Source organism: Sphingomonas sp. (genome assembly GCF_023266535.1).
Lineage (GTDB): Bacteria > Pseudomonadota > Alphaproteobacteria > Sphingomonadales > Sphingomonadaceae > Sphingomicrobium.
This window is the reverse complement of sequence record NZ_JAHFPY010000035.1, coordinates 1-15,592: the sequence shown is the minus strand read 5'-3', so window position 1 is coordinate 15,592 and position 15,592 is coordinate 1. Positions and strand designations below refer to the sequence as shown.

Genomic DNA, 15,592 nt, shown 5'->3' with positions numbered 1-15,592 from the left:
GCAAGCGGGTTGACGGTTGTGCAGCCCTCCGCCATAGGCCCGCCGTCCTTCAGACATGCTGCCGTAGCTCAGTGGTAGAGCGCATCCTTGGTAAGGCTGAGGTCGTGAGTTCAATCCTCACCGGCAGCACCATTTCCACGCACAAGACTGCCGGGGGCAGTCCGAGCATGGAAATCCCCCGGAGGGGCGCTAATCACTCACATTGACGCATCGCCGCTCGCTCGCCAGAGGGCGTTGCCATGCGCTTTTTCTCCGACAATGCCGCGCCGGTCTGCTCGCAGGTGCTCGAAGCGCTGGCCAAGGCCAACCATGTCGACACCGCCTATGACGGCGATGCGCTGTCGGAGCGGCTCGACGGTGCTTTTTCCGATCTGTTCGGCAGGCAGGTTCGCGCGCTGTGGGTGACCACCGGTACCGCCGCCAATTGCCTTGGCCTAGCCGCGCTATGTCCGCCGCACGGCGCGATATTGTGTCACGAGATGGCGCATATCGAGGTCGACGAGGCCGGCGCGCCCGGCTTCTTCACCCATGGCGCCAAGCTTACCCTGTTGCCCGGCCACGGCGCCAAACTGACGCCCGAGGTGGTCAAGGAGGCTTGTGGACGCGTGCGCGACGACGTCCACCAGGTCCAGCCGGCCGCGCTGTCGATCACCAACGCCACCGAATATGGCCTCTGCTATTCGCCCGACGAGGTCGCGGCGCTGGGCGAGCTGGCCAAGCGGCGCGGGCTAAGCTTCCACCTCGACGGCGCACGCTTCGCCAATGCCGTCGCGTTCACCGGCGCCGATCCTGCCGACCTGACCTGGCGCGCCGGGGTCGAGGTGATGTCGTTCGGCTTCGTCAAAAATGGCGGGATGAATGCCGAAGCGCTGATCTTCTTCGACCCGGCCAAGGCCGAGGCCGTGCCGCGGCTGAGGAAGCGGGCCGGACATCTGCTGTCGAAAGGCCGCTATCTCGCCGCGCAGATCCTGGCGATGCTCGAGAATGACCTGTGGCTGAGCAACGCGCGCGCCGCCAATGCTGCTGCCGCCGCCCTGGCCGAGGCTTGCGGACCCGAACGGCTGGTCTATCCGGTCGAGGCCAATGAGCTGTTCGTGCGCATGACCAGCGATGAAGCCGCATCGCTGATGAACCAGGGATTCGATTTCTACGATTGGGGCCCGGGCGAGGTCCGCTTCGTCACCAGCTGGGACCAGGACATGGCCTCGGTGGCCAAGCTCGCCGCCGCGATCCGCGCCCTGTGAGCGCCGCGCGCCACGAGCCGCGGATCGACTCCTCGATCGTCATTCCCTTCATCATTTTCACCAGCGTCTGGGGCTCGACCTGGATCGTGATCCGCGACCAGGTCGGCATTGTCCCGCCGCAATGGTCGGTCGCCTACCGGTTCATGATCGCCGCCGTCGCGATGGCGATGGTCGCCAAATGGAAGGGTCATTCGCTGAGGATGGATCGCGGCGGAATGTTTGCCGCGCTGGTGCTCGGGATCAGCCAGTTCAGCGTCAACTTTAACAGCGTCTATGCCGCAGAGCGGTTCATCACCTCAGGCGTGGTGGCGACCGTGTTCGCCATCCTGCTGATCCCCAACAGCCTGCTGGCCTGGGTATTTCTCGACCAGAAGCCCAACCGGCGGTTCCTGCTCGCCGGACTGGTGGCGGTGTGCGGTGTCGGGCTGTTGTTCTTGAATGAATTGCGCAGCAGCCCGGTCAGCAATCGCGACATCGCCATTGGATTGGCGCTGACCCTGCTCGGACTCATGGGAGCCTCCTCGGCCAACGTCTACCAAGCCGGCAAGGAGGCCCACCGCCACCCACTGCTGGCGCTGCTCGCCTGGTCGATGGCGATCGGTGCGATCATCGACTGCATCCTGGCCTTCATCATTGCTGGTCCGCCGGTGGCGGAGGCACGCGTCGGTTATTGGGCCGGCGTCATCTACCTGGCCCTGTTCGGGTCGGTGCTGTGCTTCGCGCTCTATTTTCCGGTGGTGCGCAAGATCGGACCGGGCAAAGCCGCCTATTCGAGCGTGATGGTGCCGATCATCGCCATGACCCTGTCGACCCTGTTCGAAGGCTTTCGCTGGAGCTCATTGGCGGCCAGCGGAGCCGTGCTGGCCCTCGGCGGGATGCTCCTGGCACTCGCCGGACGGAGGCGACCAACGCTTGTGACAGCGCCCGACGCAGCCTAGCTAAGCGGCCATGTCCGACGTCCTAGAACATCCCGAAGCCCCGGCCGCGCCGGAGCATGTCGCCACCTATCGTCAGGATTACCGCCCTCCCGACTGGCTGGTGCCCGATGTTTCGCTGGAGTTCGAGCTCGACCCCGAACGGACCCGGGTTCGCTCAGTCCTGAAGGTCACACGCAACGGAGATCATGGGCGTCCATTGCGACTGGCCGGCGCTGGGCTGGTACCCCTCCTGGTACACGCTGATGGCGAGGATGCACTTTGGACCGTGGATGGCGACACACTGGTCATCGAACTGTCCGGCGATGCAGCGACAATCGAGACCGAAGTCGAGATCATTCCCTCGGCCAATAGCAAGTTGATGGGCCTTTATGCATCCGGCGGCATCCTCTGCACCCAATGCGAAAGCGAAGGCTTCCGTCGGATTACCTTCCATCCCGACCGGCCCGACGTATTGTCGCGCTACAAGGTCAGGATGAGCGCCGACAAGGCGCGCTTCCCGGTCCTGCTTGCCAACGGCAACCTTGTCGCCAGCGGAGATAACGAAGGCAGCAATCACTGGGCCGAATGGGAAGACCCATTCCCCAAGCCGAGCTACCTCTACGCCATGGTCGCCGGCGACCTCGCCGCCAACCGCGACAACTTCACGACGATGAGCGGCCGGACGGTCGATCTCGCCATCTGGGTGCGTGAAAGGGACCTGCCCAAGACCCATCATGCGATGGAGAGCCTCAAGGCGGCGATGCGCTGGGACGAGGAGGTTTACGGCCGCGAATATGACCTCGACCTGTTCAACATCGTCGCGGTCGACGATTTCAACTTCGGCGCGATGGAGAACAAGGGCCTCAACATCTTCAACTCGCGCTACATCCTGGCCGACGAGGACACCGCGACCGACACCGACTTCGACAATATCGCTGGCGTGGTCGCCCACGAATATTTCCACAATTGGTCGGGCGACCGCGTCACCTGCCGCGACTGGTTCCAGCTGAGCCTCAAGGAAGGCTTCACCGTCTTCCGCGACCAGAGCTTCTCTGGCGACATGGGGTCGAAGGCGGTCAAACGGATCGATGACGTCCGGATTCTGCGTGCCGCCCAATTCCCCGAGGATAGCGGCCCGCTGGCCCATCCGGTAAGGCCGGAATCCTATATCGAGATCACCAACTTCTACACCGCGACGGTTTACAACAAGGGCGCCGAAGTGATCCGCATGATGCGGACGATCCTCGGCGACGAGGCCTTCCGCAAGGGCAGCGACCTCTACTTCGAGCGCCACGACGGTCAGGCAGTGACCTGCGAGGATTTCGTCACCGCGATGGAGGACGCCAGCGGTGTCGATCTCAAGCAGTTCCGCCTGTGGTACAGCCAGGCGGGAACGCCGAAGGTGAAGGCTCGGCTCGACCACGATCCGCAGGCGTCGACGGCCACCCTGCACCTGTCCCAGGCGATTCCGGACACGCCCGGGCAATCGAACAAGTCGCCGATGGTATTGCCGCTCAAGACCGCGTTGATCGGCGCGGACAGCGGGTCGCCACTGGCCGGTGAACATCTGGTCCTGCTCGACCAGCCCGAGACAAAGATCGTCTTTGATGATGTCCGGGAAGCACCGCTGTTGTCGATCAATCGCGATTTCTCTGCGCCGATCCTGCTCGATGCCCACCGGCGCGAAGGCGAGCTGGAGCGGTTGGCCGAAGTCGATCCCAACCCGTTCGCCCGCTACGAGGCGCTGCAGGAGCTGATGTTCCGCTCGCTGATCGCCGGAACACGCGGCGAGCCAGGCGACCCGGCGCCGGTGATCGCCGCCATGCGTGGCACGCTCCAGTCCAATGCGCTCGACCCGGCGTTTAAGGGCGAAGCGCTGTCGCTGCCCAGCGAAGGCCTGATCGGCGACCGGATGGACATCGTCGATCCCGACGCAATCCATGCCAGCCGGGATGCCCTGCGCCGGGCGGTGGGCGCGGCACTGGCCGACGATCTGGCACGCGCCCAGGAGCAGGTGGCTTCAGGCAGCGACTTGTCCTCCCATGCCAAGGGCGTTCGCCGGCTAAGGTCGGTGTCGTTGGGGCTGTTGGCCGCCGGCGATCCAGCGCGCGGCGCGGCGCTGGCCAAGGTCCAGTTCGATGCCGCCGACAACATGACCGACCGGCAGGGCGCGCTGACCGTGCTGACCAGCCTCGACAGGCCGGAGCGCGAGCAAGCCTTCGCCACCTTCTACAACCAGTATGAGGACAACAGCCTGGTGCTCGACAAATGGTTCGCGCTGCAGGCGGCGGCGCAGCGGGGCGATACGGTCGATGTCGTCGAGGCGCTTGCCCGGCATCCGCTGTTCAGCGCCCGCAACCCCAACAGCTGGCGCGCACTGGTCAGCAATTTCGCCGCCAACCAATGGGCGTTCCACGACGCTTCCGGCCGCGGTTACCGCTTCGTCAGCGACATGATCCTGGCCGTCGACCGCATCAATCCGCAGGTCGCCGCCCGGCAGGTTCCGTCGTTGGGCCGCTGGAAGCGGTTCGAACCCAAGCGCGCCGAGCTGATGCGCGCCGAATTGGACCGGATCGTAAAGACGCTTGGCCTCAGCAAGGACGTGTTCGAGCAGGCTTCGAAAAGCCTGGCCTAATCAGGTCAGTTGCCGACCCACTGCGCGACTTCGATCGCGACCCGGTTGGCCGCGGCATTGATCGCCGGCGCCACGCTCGCGGCGGTGCCGTTGGCCGGCTCCTTCGCTTCGAAGCGACGCGTCTCTACCCCCTTGCCACCTGAGCGGGTCAAGGCGGCGTCGTAACGGACGATCACCATTCCTTCCTGGGCGTCATAGCCGAACCGCGTCAGATTGCCGCTGATCGTAATGCCGGGTTCAACGGTCGCCTGATTGGGATCGAGCACGACACGGTTGGTCATCCGGGTCACCGTCTCGGTCAGCAAATCCTGGAACAGCTTGTCGGGCGTATCGACCCAGGTGAGGTCCTTGACGTAGGCGATTGCGGTCGGCCCGGAATGAACCGGGACGCGGTTGGCCCTCACCTCCTTGGGCACGACCGGAAGGTCGATCACCACCGCCTCGCCCGGCCCTGCGGTGCGAATAATGCTGTCCGGCGCCGGCGCCTGCGGCGTCAGGGTGAGCAGCCATGGCGGGGCCTTGGCACCACCACCGACCAAGCCTCCACAGGCGCTTAGCGAAAGGGCCAGCGCGACGGGCACGGCGACACGCAACTTCTGGCTCATTGTTTCTTCCCCGGTTGATAGTCGGGCAGCTTGGGAGGTCCGAGAGCGCCGCCCACGCCGTTCTCGTTAAGCCGCTGCGTGAATCCCTGCAGCGAATTGGTCAGGTCGCGCAGGTCGCGCACCAGCCGGTTCACTTCGGGCAGCGTATTCTTGCTGAAATTCTGGACGCCAGGCCGAGCGTCGCCGACGATCGCATCCAGATTCTCGGCGGAACGCTGCGCCGCCTGGATTGCCTTGCGCAAATCTTCCGCTGCCGGCTTGCCCTGCTCGTTGACCAGCTTGTTGGTGCTGTCGGCTAGCACGCCGACCCGTTCGGCGGCGATGCCGGCATTGCGCGCGGCAATCCGGGCATCGGCGATCGCGTCGGCCAGGTCGGGAGCGCGAGCGGCAAGCACCGCTGTCGTCTTGTCGACATTTTCGAGGATGTCGGAGATCGAATTCTGGTTCTTGTCGCTGAGCAGCTCGGTCAGCCGCTCGGTCAGGCGCTGGATGCGGTCGATCAGCTCCGGAGCGCTGTTGAGCAAAGCGCCAAGTCCACCGGTGCTGGCTGGGATGACCGGGCAACCCTGCGGTCCGGCCTGGGCCAGCGGGCGGGCGCCTTTCATGGCGCCTTCCAGCGCAATCTCGCTGACACCGGTGAAGCCGACGCCCTTAATCTGCGCCGTGGTGCCCTGGAGCACCGGCGTTTCGGCATCGACCACGACGCGTACCCAGACGAACTCGGGCCGATCGGGAAGCAGGCTGATCTTGTCGATCTGGCCCACGGGCACGCCCTGGAAGTTGACCGACGAGCCCTTATTGAGGCCGCCGACACCCTGGGTGAAATAGATGTCGAAGCATTTGGTCGTCTTGTTCGACAGACCGGCCAGCCAGACGATGAAGATCAGCAGCCCCACCAGCAGGGCCAGCGTGACGGCGCCTACAAGGACATGGTTTGAACGCGTTTCCATTGCCCTAACGCCCCTCCTTCAGTCCGGCGAGCGCCGCGCGTCCGCGGGGCCCGTTAAAATATTCTTGAATCCAAGGATGGTCCAAGGCGAGCAATTCTTCAATCGTCCCGACCGCAACGACCTTCTGGTCGGCCAGAACGGCCACGCGGTCGCAGATCGCCCAGAGCGTATCGAGGTCGTGCGTGATCAGGAATACCGTCAGTTCGAGCTTGTGCTTCAGTCCCTCGATCAGCTCGTCGAAGCCGGCAGCGCCGATCGGATCGAGGCCGGCGGTCGGCTCGTCGAGAAACAACAGCTCCGGATCGAGCGCGAGGGCCCGGGCCAGGCCGGCGCGCTTGCGCATGCCGCCCGACAGTTCCGACGGATATTTCGGACCGGCATTGGCCGGCAGGCCCGACATGGCGATCTTGTAGCTGGCGATCTCGTCGAGCAGCGGCTCCTTGATGAACGGAAAATATTCGCGGATCGGCACTTCGACATTCTCGGCCACCGTCAGGGTCGAAAACAGCGCGCCGTTCTGGAACAGCACGCCCCAGCGCCGGCGGATATTCTTGGCTTCATCCTCCTCGCGGCCGATCATGCTTTCGCCGAGCACCTCGACCGTGCCGTCGCTCGGTGTCTGCAGGCCGATGATCGAGCGCATCAGCACCGACTTGCCGGTACCGGAGCCTCCAACCACGCCAAGAATCTCTCCCTGGCGAACGTCGAGGTCCAGGCCGTCGTGGATGACCTGTTCGCCGAAGCTGTTCTTGAGCCCCCGGATCTTGATGACGACGTCGTCGCTCATATCCACCCGATCTGGGAGAAGAACACCGCAAATACGGCATCGAGCACGATCACCAGGAAGATCGCCTGGACCACCGCGTTGGTGGTGCGGGTGCCAACTTCTTCGCTGTCACCCTGCACCAGCATGCCCTGGAAGCAGCCGGCCAGCGCGATGATCACGCCGAACACCGGCGCCTTGATGATTCCGACCCAAAGGTCGGTAATTGGGATCACTTCCTGGAGGCGTTGGATGTAGGTCAGTGGCGGGATGCCAAGGTCGATCCAGACATAAATGCCGCCGCCGAGCAGCGACATGACCATCGCATAGAAGGCCAAGAGCGGCATCATCACCGTGGCCGCGATCATCCGCGGAATGACCAGTGCCTCGATCGGCGATACGCCGATGGTGCGCATCGCATCGACTTCTTCGGTCAGTTTCATCGTCCCGATCTGCGCCGCGAAGGCGGAGCCGGAGCGGCCGGCAACCATGATCGCGGTCATCAGCGTGCCAAGCTCGCGGACCGTGATGCGGCCGATCAGGTTGATGGTGTAAATCTCGGCGCCGAACTGCTCGAGCTGGACCGCGCCCTGCTGGCCGACAACGATCCCGATGAGGAAGCTCATCAACCCGATAATGCCGAGCGCGCGCACTCCGACCACATCGAACCGCTGGATCACGGCATTCAAGCGGAACCGCTTGGGTCGGCGGATGATGGCGACAAAGCCGAGCAGGACCGAGCCCAAAAAACCCACCAGGCCAACCAGCGTATTGCCGGATTCGGAAACCCACTCACCGAGCTCGTTGAGGATGCGCAGCGCTCCTGGCTGCTCCGCGGGCCTGACCTGGGCGGGATGGTCTGCTTCGGCAACCTGATCGAGCAGGCCGGCAACGACCTTGCTTGCGCCAACGACGGTGGCGCCGCGATCGCGAACGGTGCGGTAGATCAGCCAGGCGCCGACCGTGTCGATCTTGCTGATCCTGCTCAAGTCGATGGTCAGCGGGTCGGGAACGGCCTCGATCTCGCGCTGGGTGGTGCCGACGCGCGAGATGGTGAGCGAGCCGAGAACGCGGTAAAGGTGCGCCTCCGCTGCAGGATCGGACGTGGAAGTGGAGCCCGCCATCGGGCGCGACCCTGCGCGAAATCGCCAGAAGCGGCAAGAGCGGGCGTTAGTGACCAGACCCGATACCAGCGAGAGCCGTGACATGGCTCCTGCTGGAGGCTGCGCCAGGAGAGGTGCGAAGCGCGGGCCTGACGGCCCGGTCGAGCGCCTAGACGAAGCGCAGCGCCGGCAGGGCTATGCCCATCGGGTGGGACGAGGAAGCCCCCTGGCACGCTCTCTCAATTGCCAAGTAACCCCAGCTATCTGGCTGCACTCGCTCACTCCCAGCGGGCTTCTTCGTCTCCATCGCGGCCTCGCTGGTATCGGGTCTGGTCACTTTTGCCTCTTTGCTGGCAGAGTTGATGCCTTATAGCGCGTCCACGATGACGAGTGATGCGCCGCCAGCCTCCAGGCCATTGTTCGTGACGGTCGGGGACAACCCCGCCCGTCCATTCGGCTTGAGCGCCGCAGATCGGGCCGATGCTCTGGCGATCAAGGCCAGGCTCGATCCGGCCAGGGAGGCCATTGCCGGCCAATCGACCGTCTATGCCGACCTCAACTGGAGCTGCGACCCGGAATGGCTGGTCGCCATGGCCGACAAGCCGGGTTCGGTGCTGGTCAAACACGGCCATCCGGTGCTTGCCCACGTCCCGGCAAATGGGGATGCCGCGCCCCTGCTTGCGGCCATGCTGTCGGGCGACGGCTATGCCGGCTCACTCGAGCAGATTGACGCCGATGTCGGCGATTTCAGCTATCGCAAGCTGAGGAAGCGCGAGCGGCCATTCGTCATGCGGCTCGACCCCGCCGACCCTGAACCGGTCGAGCGCGCCGCATACGACGCCAGCTACAAGGGCGTGACCGACGCACTGACCCTCTATCTGTGGCGCAAGCCGGCTTTCTACCTGACGCGCTGGGCGGCAAGGGCCGGAATGACTCCGAACTTCGTCACCCTGATCGGCTTCATCTTCTGCGTCGCAGCCTTCTTCCTGTTCATGGCCGGCTGGTACTGGACCGGCATCGCCGCTGGTTTCGCCTTCATGGTGCTGGATACGGTCGATGGAAAGCTGGCGCGCTGCACTGGCCAGTCGTCGAACTGGGGCAACATCTTCGACCATGGGGTCGACCTGGTGCATCCGCCCTTCTGGTGGTGGGCCTGGGCCGAAGGCCTGAAGGCCTACGGCCGGCCGCTGGAACGGGTCTATGAACTGCTGGTCATCGGCGCGATCATCGCCGGCTACATTGCGCAGCGGCTGATCGAAGGAATCTTCGTACGCCGTTTCGGCATGCATATCCATGTCTGGCAGCAGGTCGACAGCCGGTTCCGGCTGATCACCGCGCGGCGCAACCCGAACATGGTCATCCTGGTCGCGGCTCTGCTGGTCGGCCGGCCTGACCTCGGGATCGAGCTGGTTGCCCTGTGGACGCTGGTTTCGCTGATCTTCCACGCGGTCCGTCTCGCTCAGGCCAATGCCCGCCGCGACCGCGGCCGGCCGGTTACCAGCTGGCTGGCGTGACCTGGAATGCAATCGTGCTGGCGGGATCGCGGCCCGGCCCCGATCCATTTGCCCAGGCCTATGGCACCGATCTCAAGGCGCTGATCCCGGTTGGCGGAGTGCCGATGGTGGCGCGGCCGGTAGCGGCGCTGCTCGATTCAACCGACATCGATAGGGTGCGGGTCCTGACCCAGCATCCGGACCGCATCGCGGCGGTTCTGCCGAGCGATCCACGCCTCTCGGTGGAGCCATCCGGCGGGACCATCGCGGCGACATTGGCGGTATATTTTGCCGACCCGGCCACTCGCTACCCGCTGCTCGTGACCACCGCCGACCATGCCTTGCTCGATCCGGCGATGATCGCCGACTTTTGCTCCAGGGCGGAGGGTGCCGATCTGGCCATTGGCCTGGTCGAGCGCGCGGCATTGATGGCGAGGTTGCCCGGAACACAGCGGACCTGGCTCAGCTTTCGTGGCGGCGCCTATTCCGGCGCAAACCTGTTTGCGTTTGGCAGCGCCAAGGCGATGAGCGCGGTGGAACTGTGGCGCTCGGTCGAGCAGGACCGCAAGAAGGGCTGGCGGATGATCGGCGCGCTCGGCCCCCTCGCCTTGATCGGCGCGGCTCTACGGCTTCGGACACTCGACCAGACATTGGCTTCGGTCGGGCGGCGGCTGGGCCTGGCGATCCGCAAGGTCGAACTGGCCAATCCGCTCGCCGCGGTCGATGTCGACAAGCCGGCCGACCATGAGTTGGTCACCGCCATCCTCGAAGGCCGCGCATGACAACAGATTTGGCCATCTACGACATGGACCGGACGGTGACGCGCTACGCCACTTACACGCCGTTCCTGCTGCATTGCGCGCTGCACAGGGCTCCCTGGCGGCTGCTGCTGATCCCCTTCGCGATCCTGTCGATGCTGGCTTACGTCGGCAAACTGATCGATCGCGGCCGGCTGAAAGAGATCAACCATCGCCTGCTGCTCGGCCACAATCGCCATCCCAGCGAATTGCAGCCGTTGGTGGACAGCTTCGCCACGAAGGTCCTTGCCCACAACATTCGGCCGGGCGCGCACGATGCGATCGGCCGCGACAAGGCCGAGGGGCGGCGCGTGGTCATGGCCACCGCCAGCTATCGTTTTTATGCGCGCGAGATCGCCGAGCGGCTGGGCTTTGACGATTGTATCGGGACCAACTCGATCCTTGGTCTCGACGAACGCGTTCACGCCAAGATCGACGGCGAGAATTGTTACGGGCCGGCCAAGCTCAGGATGATCCGGGATTGGCTCGCCACCTCAGGCCTGGAGCACGGCCATGTCCGCTTCTATTCCGATCACGCCAGCGATGCGCCGGTGTTCGAATGGGCCGACGAGCCGGTCGCCGTGAACCCGCACGACCGGCTCAAGAAGCTGGCCGCCGAACGCGGCTGGCAAATAGAGGATTGGGATTAAACGCCGCGCAGCGCGTTTTCGAAGTCGGCAATCAGATCCTCGGCCTTTTCGACGCCGATCGAGATGCGAACCAGATTGTCGGTGATCCCCAGCGCCGCCTTGCGTGCATCGGGCACCGACAAATGGGTCATCGCCGCCGGCGCCGACGCCAGCGTCTCGGTCCCGCCCAGGCTGACCGCCAGATTGGCGATCTTCAGCCCGTCGAGGAATGCAAAAGCCTCGCGCTCGCCGCCCTTCAGATAGAGCGAGAAGGTCGATCCGGCGCCGGTGCAATGGCGCTTGTAGATATCCTCCTGGCGCGAACCCGGTTCGAGGAAGCCGAGATAGCCGACCTTCTCGACCTTGGGATGGTCGCGCAGATATTCGCAAATCTTCTCCGCGCTCTCGCCGGCGCGGGTCATCCTGAGCTCCAGCGTCTCGAGGCTGCGCAGCAGCATCCAGGCGGTATTGGGATCGCAGATGCCGCCCATGACGTTGCGCATCAGCCGGACCTTGTCGAGCAGCGCGCGCTTGCCAACCAGCGCGCCGGCCACCAGGTCGCTGTGCCCGCCGGCATATTTGGTCAGGCTGTAGACGCTGATGTCCGCGCCATCGTTGAGCGGCTTGGCCCACAACGGACCCAGGAAAGTGTTGTCGATCGCGATCGGCGGAAGCTCCGCCTGGTCGCCGAACGCAACAGCCCGCGCCGCTGCTACGGCTTCGACATCGACCAGCGCGTTGGTCGGGTTGCCGGGGCTTTCGAGGTAGATCATCGCCACGCGCCCGCCGTTCGTGGCCTTGGCCTTGGCCGCAGCCATGACCTCGTCCAGCTCCTCGCGCGAGGCGCCGGCCGGGAAGTCGATGTAGTGGATGCCGAATTGCGGGAAGATCTTGTTGATGATGGTTTCGGTCGCCGCATAGAGCGGGCCGGAGTGGATCACGACGTCGCCCGGCCGGACGAAGCTCAGCAGCAGGATGGCGATCGCGGTCATCCCGCTCGAAAAGGTCAGCGACGCTTCGGCATCTTCCCAGATCTTGAGCCGGTCCTCGAGGATTTCCTGGTTGGGACCGTTGAAGCGCGAATAAACCAGCCCTTCGGCCTTCCCGCCCGAGCCATGTTTGTTGGTGATTCCCTCGAAGAAGCGCTTCCCTTCGGCCGCGGTCTCGAACACGAACGTCGACGTGAGGAAGATCGGCGGTTTCAGCGAACCTTCGCTAAGGCCGGGGTCGAAACCATAGCCCATCATCAACGTCGACGGGTCGAGCTTGTGGTTGCCGATATGGGTTTCCATGTCCTTGGGGCGGCGCGCTTCGGTCACTGATATTCTCCTCAGGCGCGCGCCTTAGACCCGCCTAACGCGATAGGCCAATCAAACTAATCTGCCGGCCATAAGTAGGTTCATGGCGGTGGGTTGCCCGGCGATAGCTGTAGAAGCGGTCTTCCAGCGCATAGGTATCCAGCCCCGACGCTTCGACCCGCCGAACCCCGGCGGCGGCGAGGCGCGCGGCAAGATAGACCTCCAGGTCGAAATGCGGCTTTCCGTTCGGCCCCTCGCTGAAGAAGCGCTCATTCTCCGGATCGTCGGCCAGCAGCGGCTCGGGAAAGTCATGGCCGACCTCGAAGCTGGCTTTGGCGAGACAAGGGCCGATGGCGGCGGCAATTCGCTCGATCCTTGCGCCCAGCGAGAGCATCGCGGCGATGGCCTGGTCGGTCACCCCGGCCATCGCGCCGCGCCAGCCGGCATGAGCCGCGCCGATCACGCCGGCCTCCACGTCCGCCAACAGGATCGGCGCGCAATCGGCGGTGACAATTCCCAACAACAGGCCGGGCCGGTCGGTGACTAGTGCATCCGCTTGCGGCCGCTCAGAATGAGGCACCGCTTCGGTCACGATCACTGCCGTCGGCGAATGGATCTGGTAGACGCTGGCGATCGGCGCTCCGGGAAGGATGGCGTCGGCGGCAAGGCGGCGATTGGCCTCGACTTTGGCGGGATCATCGCCGCTGCCGGTGCCGCAGTTGAGCCCGGCGACCGCTCCGGCCGAAAGCCCGCCATGCCGGCCGAAAAACCCATGGGGCACGCCGTCCAGCGCCGCAGCGCGGACGATATCGAGGCTCACAATTTCAGCCTCATGACGATGTCTTCGTCGGCATGGTTGCCGACCATGAAGGCGTAGGTTCCCTCGGGCTCGAAGCCATATTTCTCATAGAAGCGCAGCGCCCGATGATTCTCGGTGAACACGGACAAATAGAGATAGTCGGCGCGCTGGTCGCGGGCACGCTCGATCACCCATTCCATCAACCCCTGCGCGACCCCCTGCCCCTTCATTTCTTCGACCACGTAAAGCTGCCGAAGTTCCGTCGCTTCGCCGCGCGGCTCGAACGGCAGGTGCGGCGGGCCCAGCTTCACATAGCCGACCAGCTGGCCGTCGCTCTCGGCCACCCGCACTTCGAATGCCGGATCGTTGAGCTCCTTGTCCCAATTCTCCGGCGAGTGATTCTGCAGGAAGGTTTCGAGATCGCCGGGCTCGTAGAGATGCCCGAAGGTGTGGGTGAAGGTATGCGCGCCAAGCTCGGCCAGTGCCCCTGCATCCTCTGCGGTTGCCGCGCGATAGGCGATGCTCATGGCAAGGGCCCAAACCCCGCCACGGCGGGCCAGCCCTTGCCGGTCAGTGCCATCACTTTGAACAGTCGCCCCATCTGTCCCTCGTCGCACAGCCGCCGCCGGGCAGCCGCTATGCTCTCCGTATCCGCTGGATTCTTCGCCGCCAAGGACATTGCACGTGCGCCGATGCCAAGCGTCTCCAGCCAGCTGCCCTGGCTGACAATGTTGCTGGCCGACGCGCGCCCCGAGCGTGCGGCGTTGGCTAGTGCCGCGAAGTCGACATGGGCGGTCAAATCCTGCTCGCCCGACGCCTCAAGCGGATCGGCGAACCGATGGCCGCGCACCGCCTGCAGCGTGTCGCCCTGCTCGCCGCCGGCATAGCCATAGTCGATGATGATCGCCGCTCCACCATTTGCCACGAGGTAGCCCGCCAGCTGTTTCGCGGCCTCGTCCCGGACCGGCGACACCTCATGGATCGGACCGTCGACCGTGAAGGCCAGGCGGCTATCGACCACGTCAACGCGCCTTTCGATGTCGCCGACCCATTGTTTGACCGACAGCGCATCGAAAAATTCGTTGGCGGCGAGCAGGAGCGGCACCGGTGGCAAATCGCCGATTTCGTCGTGGAACCGCGCTTCCGGGATCAACACCCTCTGCGCCGCCCGCAGCGCCGGGCTGTTCTCGACCAGGTGCACCTCGCCTTCGAACCCTGCGCGGCGCATCACCCGCAGCGCATCACTAGCCAGCGTCCCGCGGCCAGGCCCCAGCTCGGCATAGGCGGCATCCGAAGGCTTGCCGGCCCGCCTCCACACATCGGCCAGCGCCGCGCCGACCAGCTCGCCGAACATCTGGTGGATTTCGGGCGCGGTGGTGAAGTCCCCGCCCGCGCCGAGCGGATCGCGCGTCGCATAATAATGGGCGTTGGCCGCGGCCATGTAATCGTCGACGCCGATGGGTCCTTCGGCGGCAATGCGCGCCTTGAGCTGTTCGGCCAGGCTCACGCCACGCTGGAGGTGCCGGCGACCGGCTCGACCCGTTCGCGCCGGCCCTTGGCGGTGAGTATCAGGTAAAGGCCGCCGAGGATCATCGGCACGGTCAGCCACTGGCCCATATGCAAGCCGGTCGCCCTCGCGAATTCGGCCAGTTGGCTGTCCGGCTCGCGGATAAACTCGATGCCGAAACGGAACAGGCCGTAAAACAGGATGAAGGCGCCGACCAGCTTGCCCGGTTCGTAGCGCGCCTTGGTCCGCCAGAACATGAACCACAGGACAGCGAACAGGACGATTCCTTCCAGCCCCGCCTCGTACAGCTGGCTGGGATGGCGCGGCGGACCCAGCGCCGGGCCGTAGACGGTTTGTTCAACGAAGCGGATCGCCCAGGGCACGCTGGTTTCGGCGCCCCAGAGCTCCTGGTTCACGAAATTGGCCAGCCGGCCGAAGAGCAGGCCAAACGGCACGCAGCAGGCGACATAGTCGTGGACGCGGAGCCACTGCAGCTTTTCCTTGCGCGCCAGGTAAAGGATGCCCAGCGACGTGCCGATCACGCCGCCGTGGAAGCTCATCCCGCCGTCCCACAGCTTCAGAATGTCGAGCGGATGGGCGAGATAGAAGGGCAGATTGTAGAACAGCACATAGCCGAGCCTGCCGCCAAAAATGATACCGAGCGCGGCATAGAAGACCAGATCGTCGGCATGGCGGCGGGCCATCGGCGCGCCGGGCTCCCTGATCAGCCTCAGCAGGTACCAATAGCCGATGAAGATGCCGGCGAGGTAAGCGATGCTGTACCAGCGCAGCTGGAACCAGCCGATCGAGAAGATGGTCGGCTTGAGCCCGAGATCGGGGAAGGCGATCGCG

15 protein-coding genes and 1 tRNA gene are annotated in these 15,592 nt (G+C 64.7%); 7 read left to right on the top strand and 9 right to left on the bottom strand.

The genetic code is table 11. The features are described 5' to 3' along the window. Positions 1–57: 57 nt before the first annotated feature. The 4 genes from Q0C64_RS07095 (at position 58) to pepN (ending at position 4,796) form a co-directional block, all read left to right on the top strand. Positions 58–132: transfer RNA gene (locus tag Q0C64_RS07095), tRNA-Thr, on the top strand. A 107-nt stretch (positions 133–239) separates the two neighbouring features. Further along, the gene (locus tag Q0C64_RS07090; RefSeq protein ID WP_294122029.1) at positions 240–1,244 is read left to right on the top strand and encodes a beta-eliminating lyase-related protein; all 1,005 of its coding nucleotides are present in this window, start codon (positions 240–242) and stop codon (positions 1,242–1,244) included. After that, positions 1,241–2,182, top strand: coding sequence for an EamA family transporter (locus tag Q0C64_RS07085; protein WP_294122028.1), 942 nt, complete (start codon positions 1,241–1,243; stop codon positions 2,180–2,182). The genes Q0C64_RS07090 and Q0C64_RS07085 overlap by 4 nt, the downstream gene beginning before the upstream one ends. Positions 2,183–2,192: 10 nt before the next feature. Next, positions 2,193–4,796, top strand: a complete 2,604-nt coding sequence (pepN, locus tag Q0C64_RS07080; protein WP_294122027.1) for an aminopeptidase N — start codon at positions 2,193–2,195, stop codon at positions 4,794–4,796. Between the two features lie 5 nt (positions 4,797–4,801). Here pepN and Q0C64_RS07075 read toward each other — a convergent pair whose 3' ends face one another. Genes Q0C64_RS07075 through Q0C64_RS07060 form a run of 4 tightly spaced genes read right to left on the bottom strand, consistent with a single transcriptional unit; the run spans position 4,802 to position 8,238 of the window. After that, positions 4,802–5,401, bottom strand: coding sequence for an ABC-type transport auxiliary lipoprotein family protein (locus Q0C64_RS07075; protein WP_294122026.1), 600 nt, complete (start codon positions 5,399–5,401; stop codon positions 4,802–4,804). Continuing rightward, a complete protein-coding gene (locus tag Q0C64_RS07070; protein WP_294122023.1) occupies positions 5,398–6,351 on the bottom strand; it encodes an MlaD family protein in 954 nt (317 codons plus the stop codon). The genes Q0C64_RS07075 and Q0C64_RS07070 overlap by 4 nt, the downstream gene beginning before the upstream one ends. A 4-nt stretch (positions 6,352–6,355) precedes the next feature. Next, positions 6,356–7,138: an ABC transporter ATP-binding protein gene (locus tag Q0C64_RS07065; RefSeq protein WP_294122011.1), complete on the bottom strand. Its 783-nt coding sequence runs from the start codon at positions 7,136–7,138 to the stop codon at positions 6,356–6,358. Next, entirely contained in the window at positions 7,135–8,238 is a 1,104-nt protein-coding gene (locus Q0C64_RS07060; RefSeq protein ID WP_294122010.1) for an ABC transporter permease, read from the bottom strand. The genes Q0C64_RS07065 and Q0C64_RS07060 overlap by 4 nt, the downstream gene beginning before the upstream one ends. Positions 8,239–8,600: 362 nt before the next feature. On the opposite strand from Q0C64_RS07060, the gene Q0C64_RS07055 reads away from it, so the two are divergent. The 3 genes from Q0C64_RS07055 to Q0C64_RS07045 are packed head-to-tail and all read left to right on the top strand — an operon-like array spanning position 8,601 to position 11,157. Continuing rightward, positions 8,601–9,731 carry a CDP-alcohol phosphatidyltransferase family protein gene (locus tag Q0C64_RS07055; protein WP_294122008.1) on the top strand — a complete coding sequence of 377 codons (1,131 nt, stop codon included), beginning with the start codon at positions 8,601–8,603 and terminating at the stop codon, positions 9,729–9,731. Then, entirely contained in the window at positions 9,728–10,492 is a 765-nt protein-coding gene (locus Q0C64_RS07050; protein ID WP_294122006.1) for a nucleotidyltransferase family protein, read from the top strand. Before Q0C64_RS07055 ends, Q0C64_RS07050 begins: the two co-directional genes overlap by 4 nt. Continuing rightward, positions 10,489–11,157 (top strand): HAD-IB family hydrolase, encoded by a 669-nt coding sequence (locus tag Q0C64_RS07045; RefSeq protein ID WP_294122004.1) that lies wholly within the window; start codon positions 10,489–10,491, stop codon positions 11,155–11,157. The genes Q0C64_RS07050 and Q0C64_RS07045 overlap by 4 nt, the downstream gene beginning before the upstream one ends. Here the strand turns inward: Q0C64_RS07045 and Q0C64_RS07040 are convergent. The 5 genes from Q0C64_RS07040 to lgt all read right to left on the bottom strand — a co-directional run bounded on the left by Q0C64_RS07040 (position 11,154) and on the right by lgt (position 15,588). Next, positions 11,154–12,428 (bottom strand): cystathionine gamma-synthase family protein, encoded by a 1,275-nt coding sequence (locus Q0C64_RS07040; RefSeq protein WP_294122101.1) that lies wholly within the window; start codon positions 12,426–12,428, stop codon positions 11,154–11,156. The two genes, Q0C64_RS07045 and Q0C64_RS07040, sit on opposite strands and share 4 nt — an antisense overlap. 61 nt (positions 12,429–12,489) lie before the next feature. Next, the gene (gene pgeF / locus Q0C64_RS07035) at positions 12,490–13,257 is read right to left on the bottom strand and encodes a peptidoglycan editing factor PgeF (protein WP_294122099.1); all 768 of its coding nucleotides are present in this window, start codon (positions 13,255–13,257) and stop codon (positions 12,490–12,492) included. Next, a complete protein-coding gene (locus tag Q0C64_RS07030) occupies positions 13,251–13,760 on the bottom strand; it encodes a GNAT family N-acetyltransferase (protein WP_294122001.1) in 510 nt (169 codons plus the stop codon). Before Q0C64_RS07030 ends, pgeF begins: the two co-directional genes overlap by 7 nt. Then, on the bottom strand, positions 13,757–14,587 hold the full coding sequence (locus Q0C64_RS07025; protein WP_366004458.1) for an SAM-dependent methyltransferase: 831 nt from the start codon (positions 14,585–14,587) through the stop codon (positions 13,757–13,759). The genes Q0C64_RS07030 and Q0C64_RS07025 overlap by 4 nt, the downstream gene beginning before the upstream one ends. Before the next feature lie 149 nt (positions 14,588–14,736). Further along, positions 14,737–15,588 (bottom strand): prolipoprotein diacylglyceryl transferase, encoded by an 852-nt coding sequence (gene lgt / locus Q0C64_RS07020; RefSeq protein WP_294122093.1) that lies wholly within the window; start codon positions 15,586–15,588, stop codon positions 14,737–14,739. Between the last annotated feature and the right edge of the window lie 4 nt (positions 15,589–15,592).

What these genes read in the sequence shown, in the direction of transcription:
- Q0C64_RS07090 (WP_294122029.1), top strand. Translation starts at nt 240, where the DNA reads ATGCGCTTTTTCTCCGACAATGCCGCGCCGGTCTGCTCGCAGGTGCTC.
- pepN (WP_294122027.1), top strand. Translation starts at nt 2,193, where the DNA reads ATGTCCGACGTCCTAGAACATCCCGAAGCCCCGGCCGCGCCGGAGCAT.
- Q0C64_RS07075 (WP_294122026.1), bottom strand. Translation starts at nt 5,401, where the DNA reads ATGAGCCAGAAGTTGCGTGTCGCCGTGCCCGTCGCGCTGGCCCTTTCG.
- Q0C64_RS07070 (WP_294122023.1), bottom strand. Translation starts at nt 6,351, where the DNA reads ATGGAAACGCGTTCAAACCATGTCCTTGTAGGCGCCGTCACGCTGGCC.
- Q0C64_RS07065 (WP_294122011.1), bottom strand. Translation starts at nt 7,138, where the DNA reads ATGAGCGACGACGTCGTCATCAAGATCCGGGGGCTCAAGAACAGCTTC.
- Q0C64_RS07060 (WP_294122010.1), bottom strand. Translation starts at nt 8,238, where the DNA reads ATGGCGGGCTCCACTTCCACGTCCGATCCTGCAGCGGAGGCGCACCTT.
- Q0C64_RS07055 (WP_294122008.1), top strand. Translation starts at nt 8,601, where the DNA reads ATGACGAGTGATGCGCCGCCAGCCTCCAGGCCATTGTTCGTGACGGTC.
- Q0C64_RS07045 (WP_294122004.1), top strand. Translation starts at nt 10,489, where the DNA reads ATGACAACAGATTTGGCCATCTACGACATGGACCGGACGGTGACGCGC.
- Q0C64_RS07040 (WP_294122101.1), bottom strand. Translation starts at nt 12,428, where the DNA reads ATGGAAACCCATATCGGCAACCACAAGCTCGACCCGTCGACGTTGATG.
- Q0C64_RS07030 (WP_294122001.1), bottom strand. Translation starts at nt 13,760, where the DNA reads ATGAGCATCGCCTATCGCGCGGCAACCGCAGAGGATGCAGGGGCACTG.
- Q0C64_RS07025 (WP_366004458.1), bottom strand. Translation starts at nt 14,587, where the DNA reads ATGTTCGGCGAGCTGGTCGGCGCGGCGCTGGCCGATGTGTGGAGGCGG.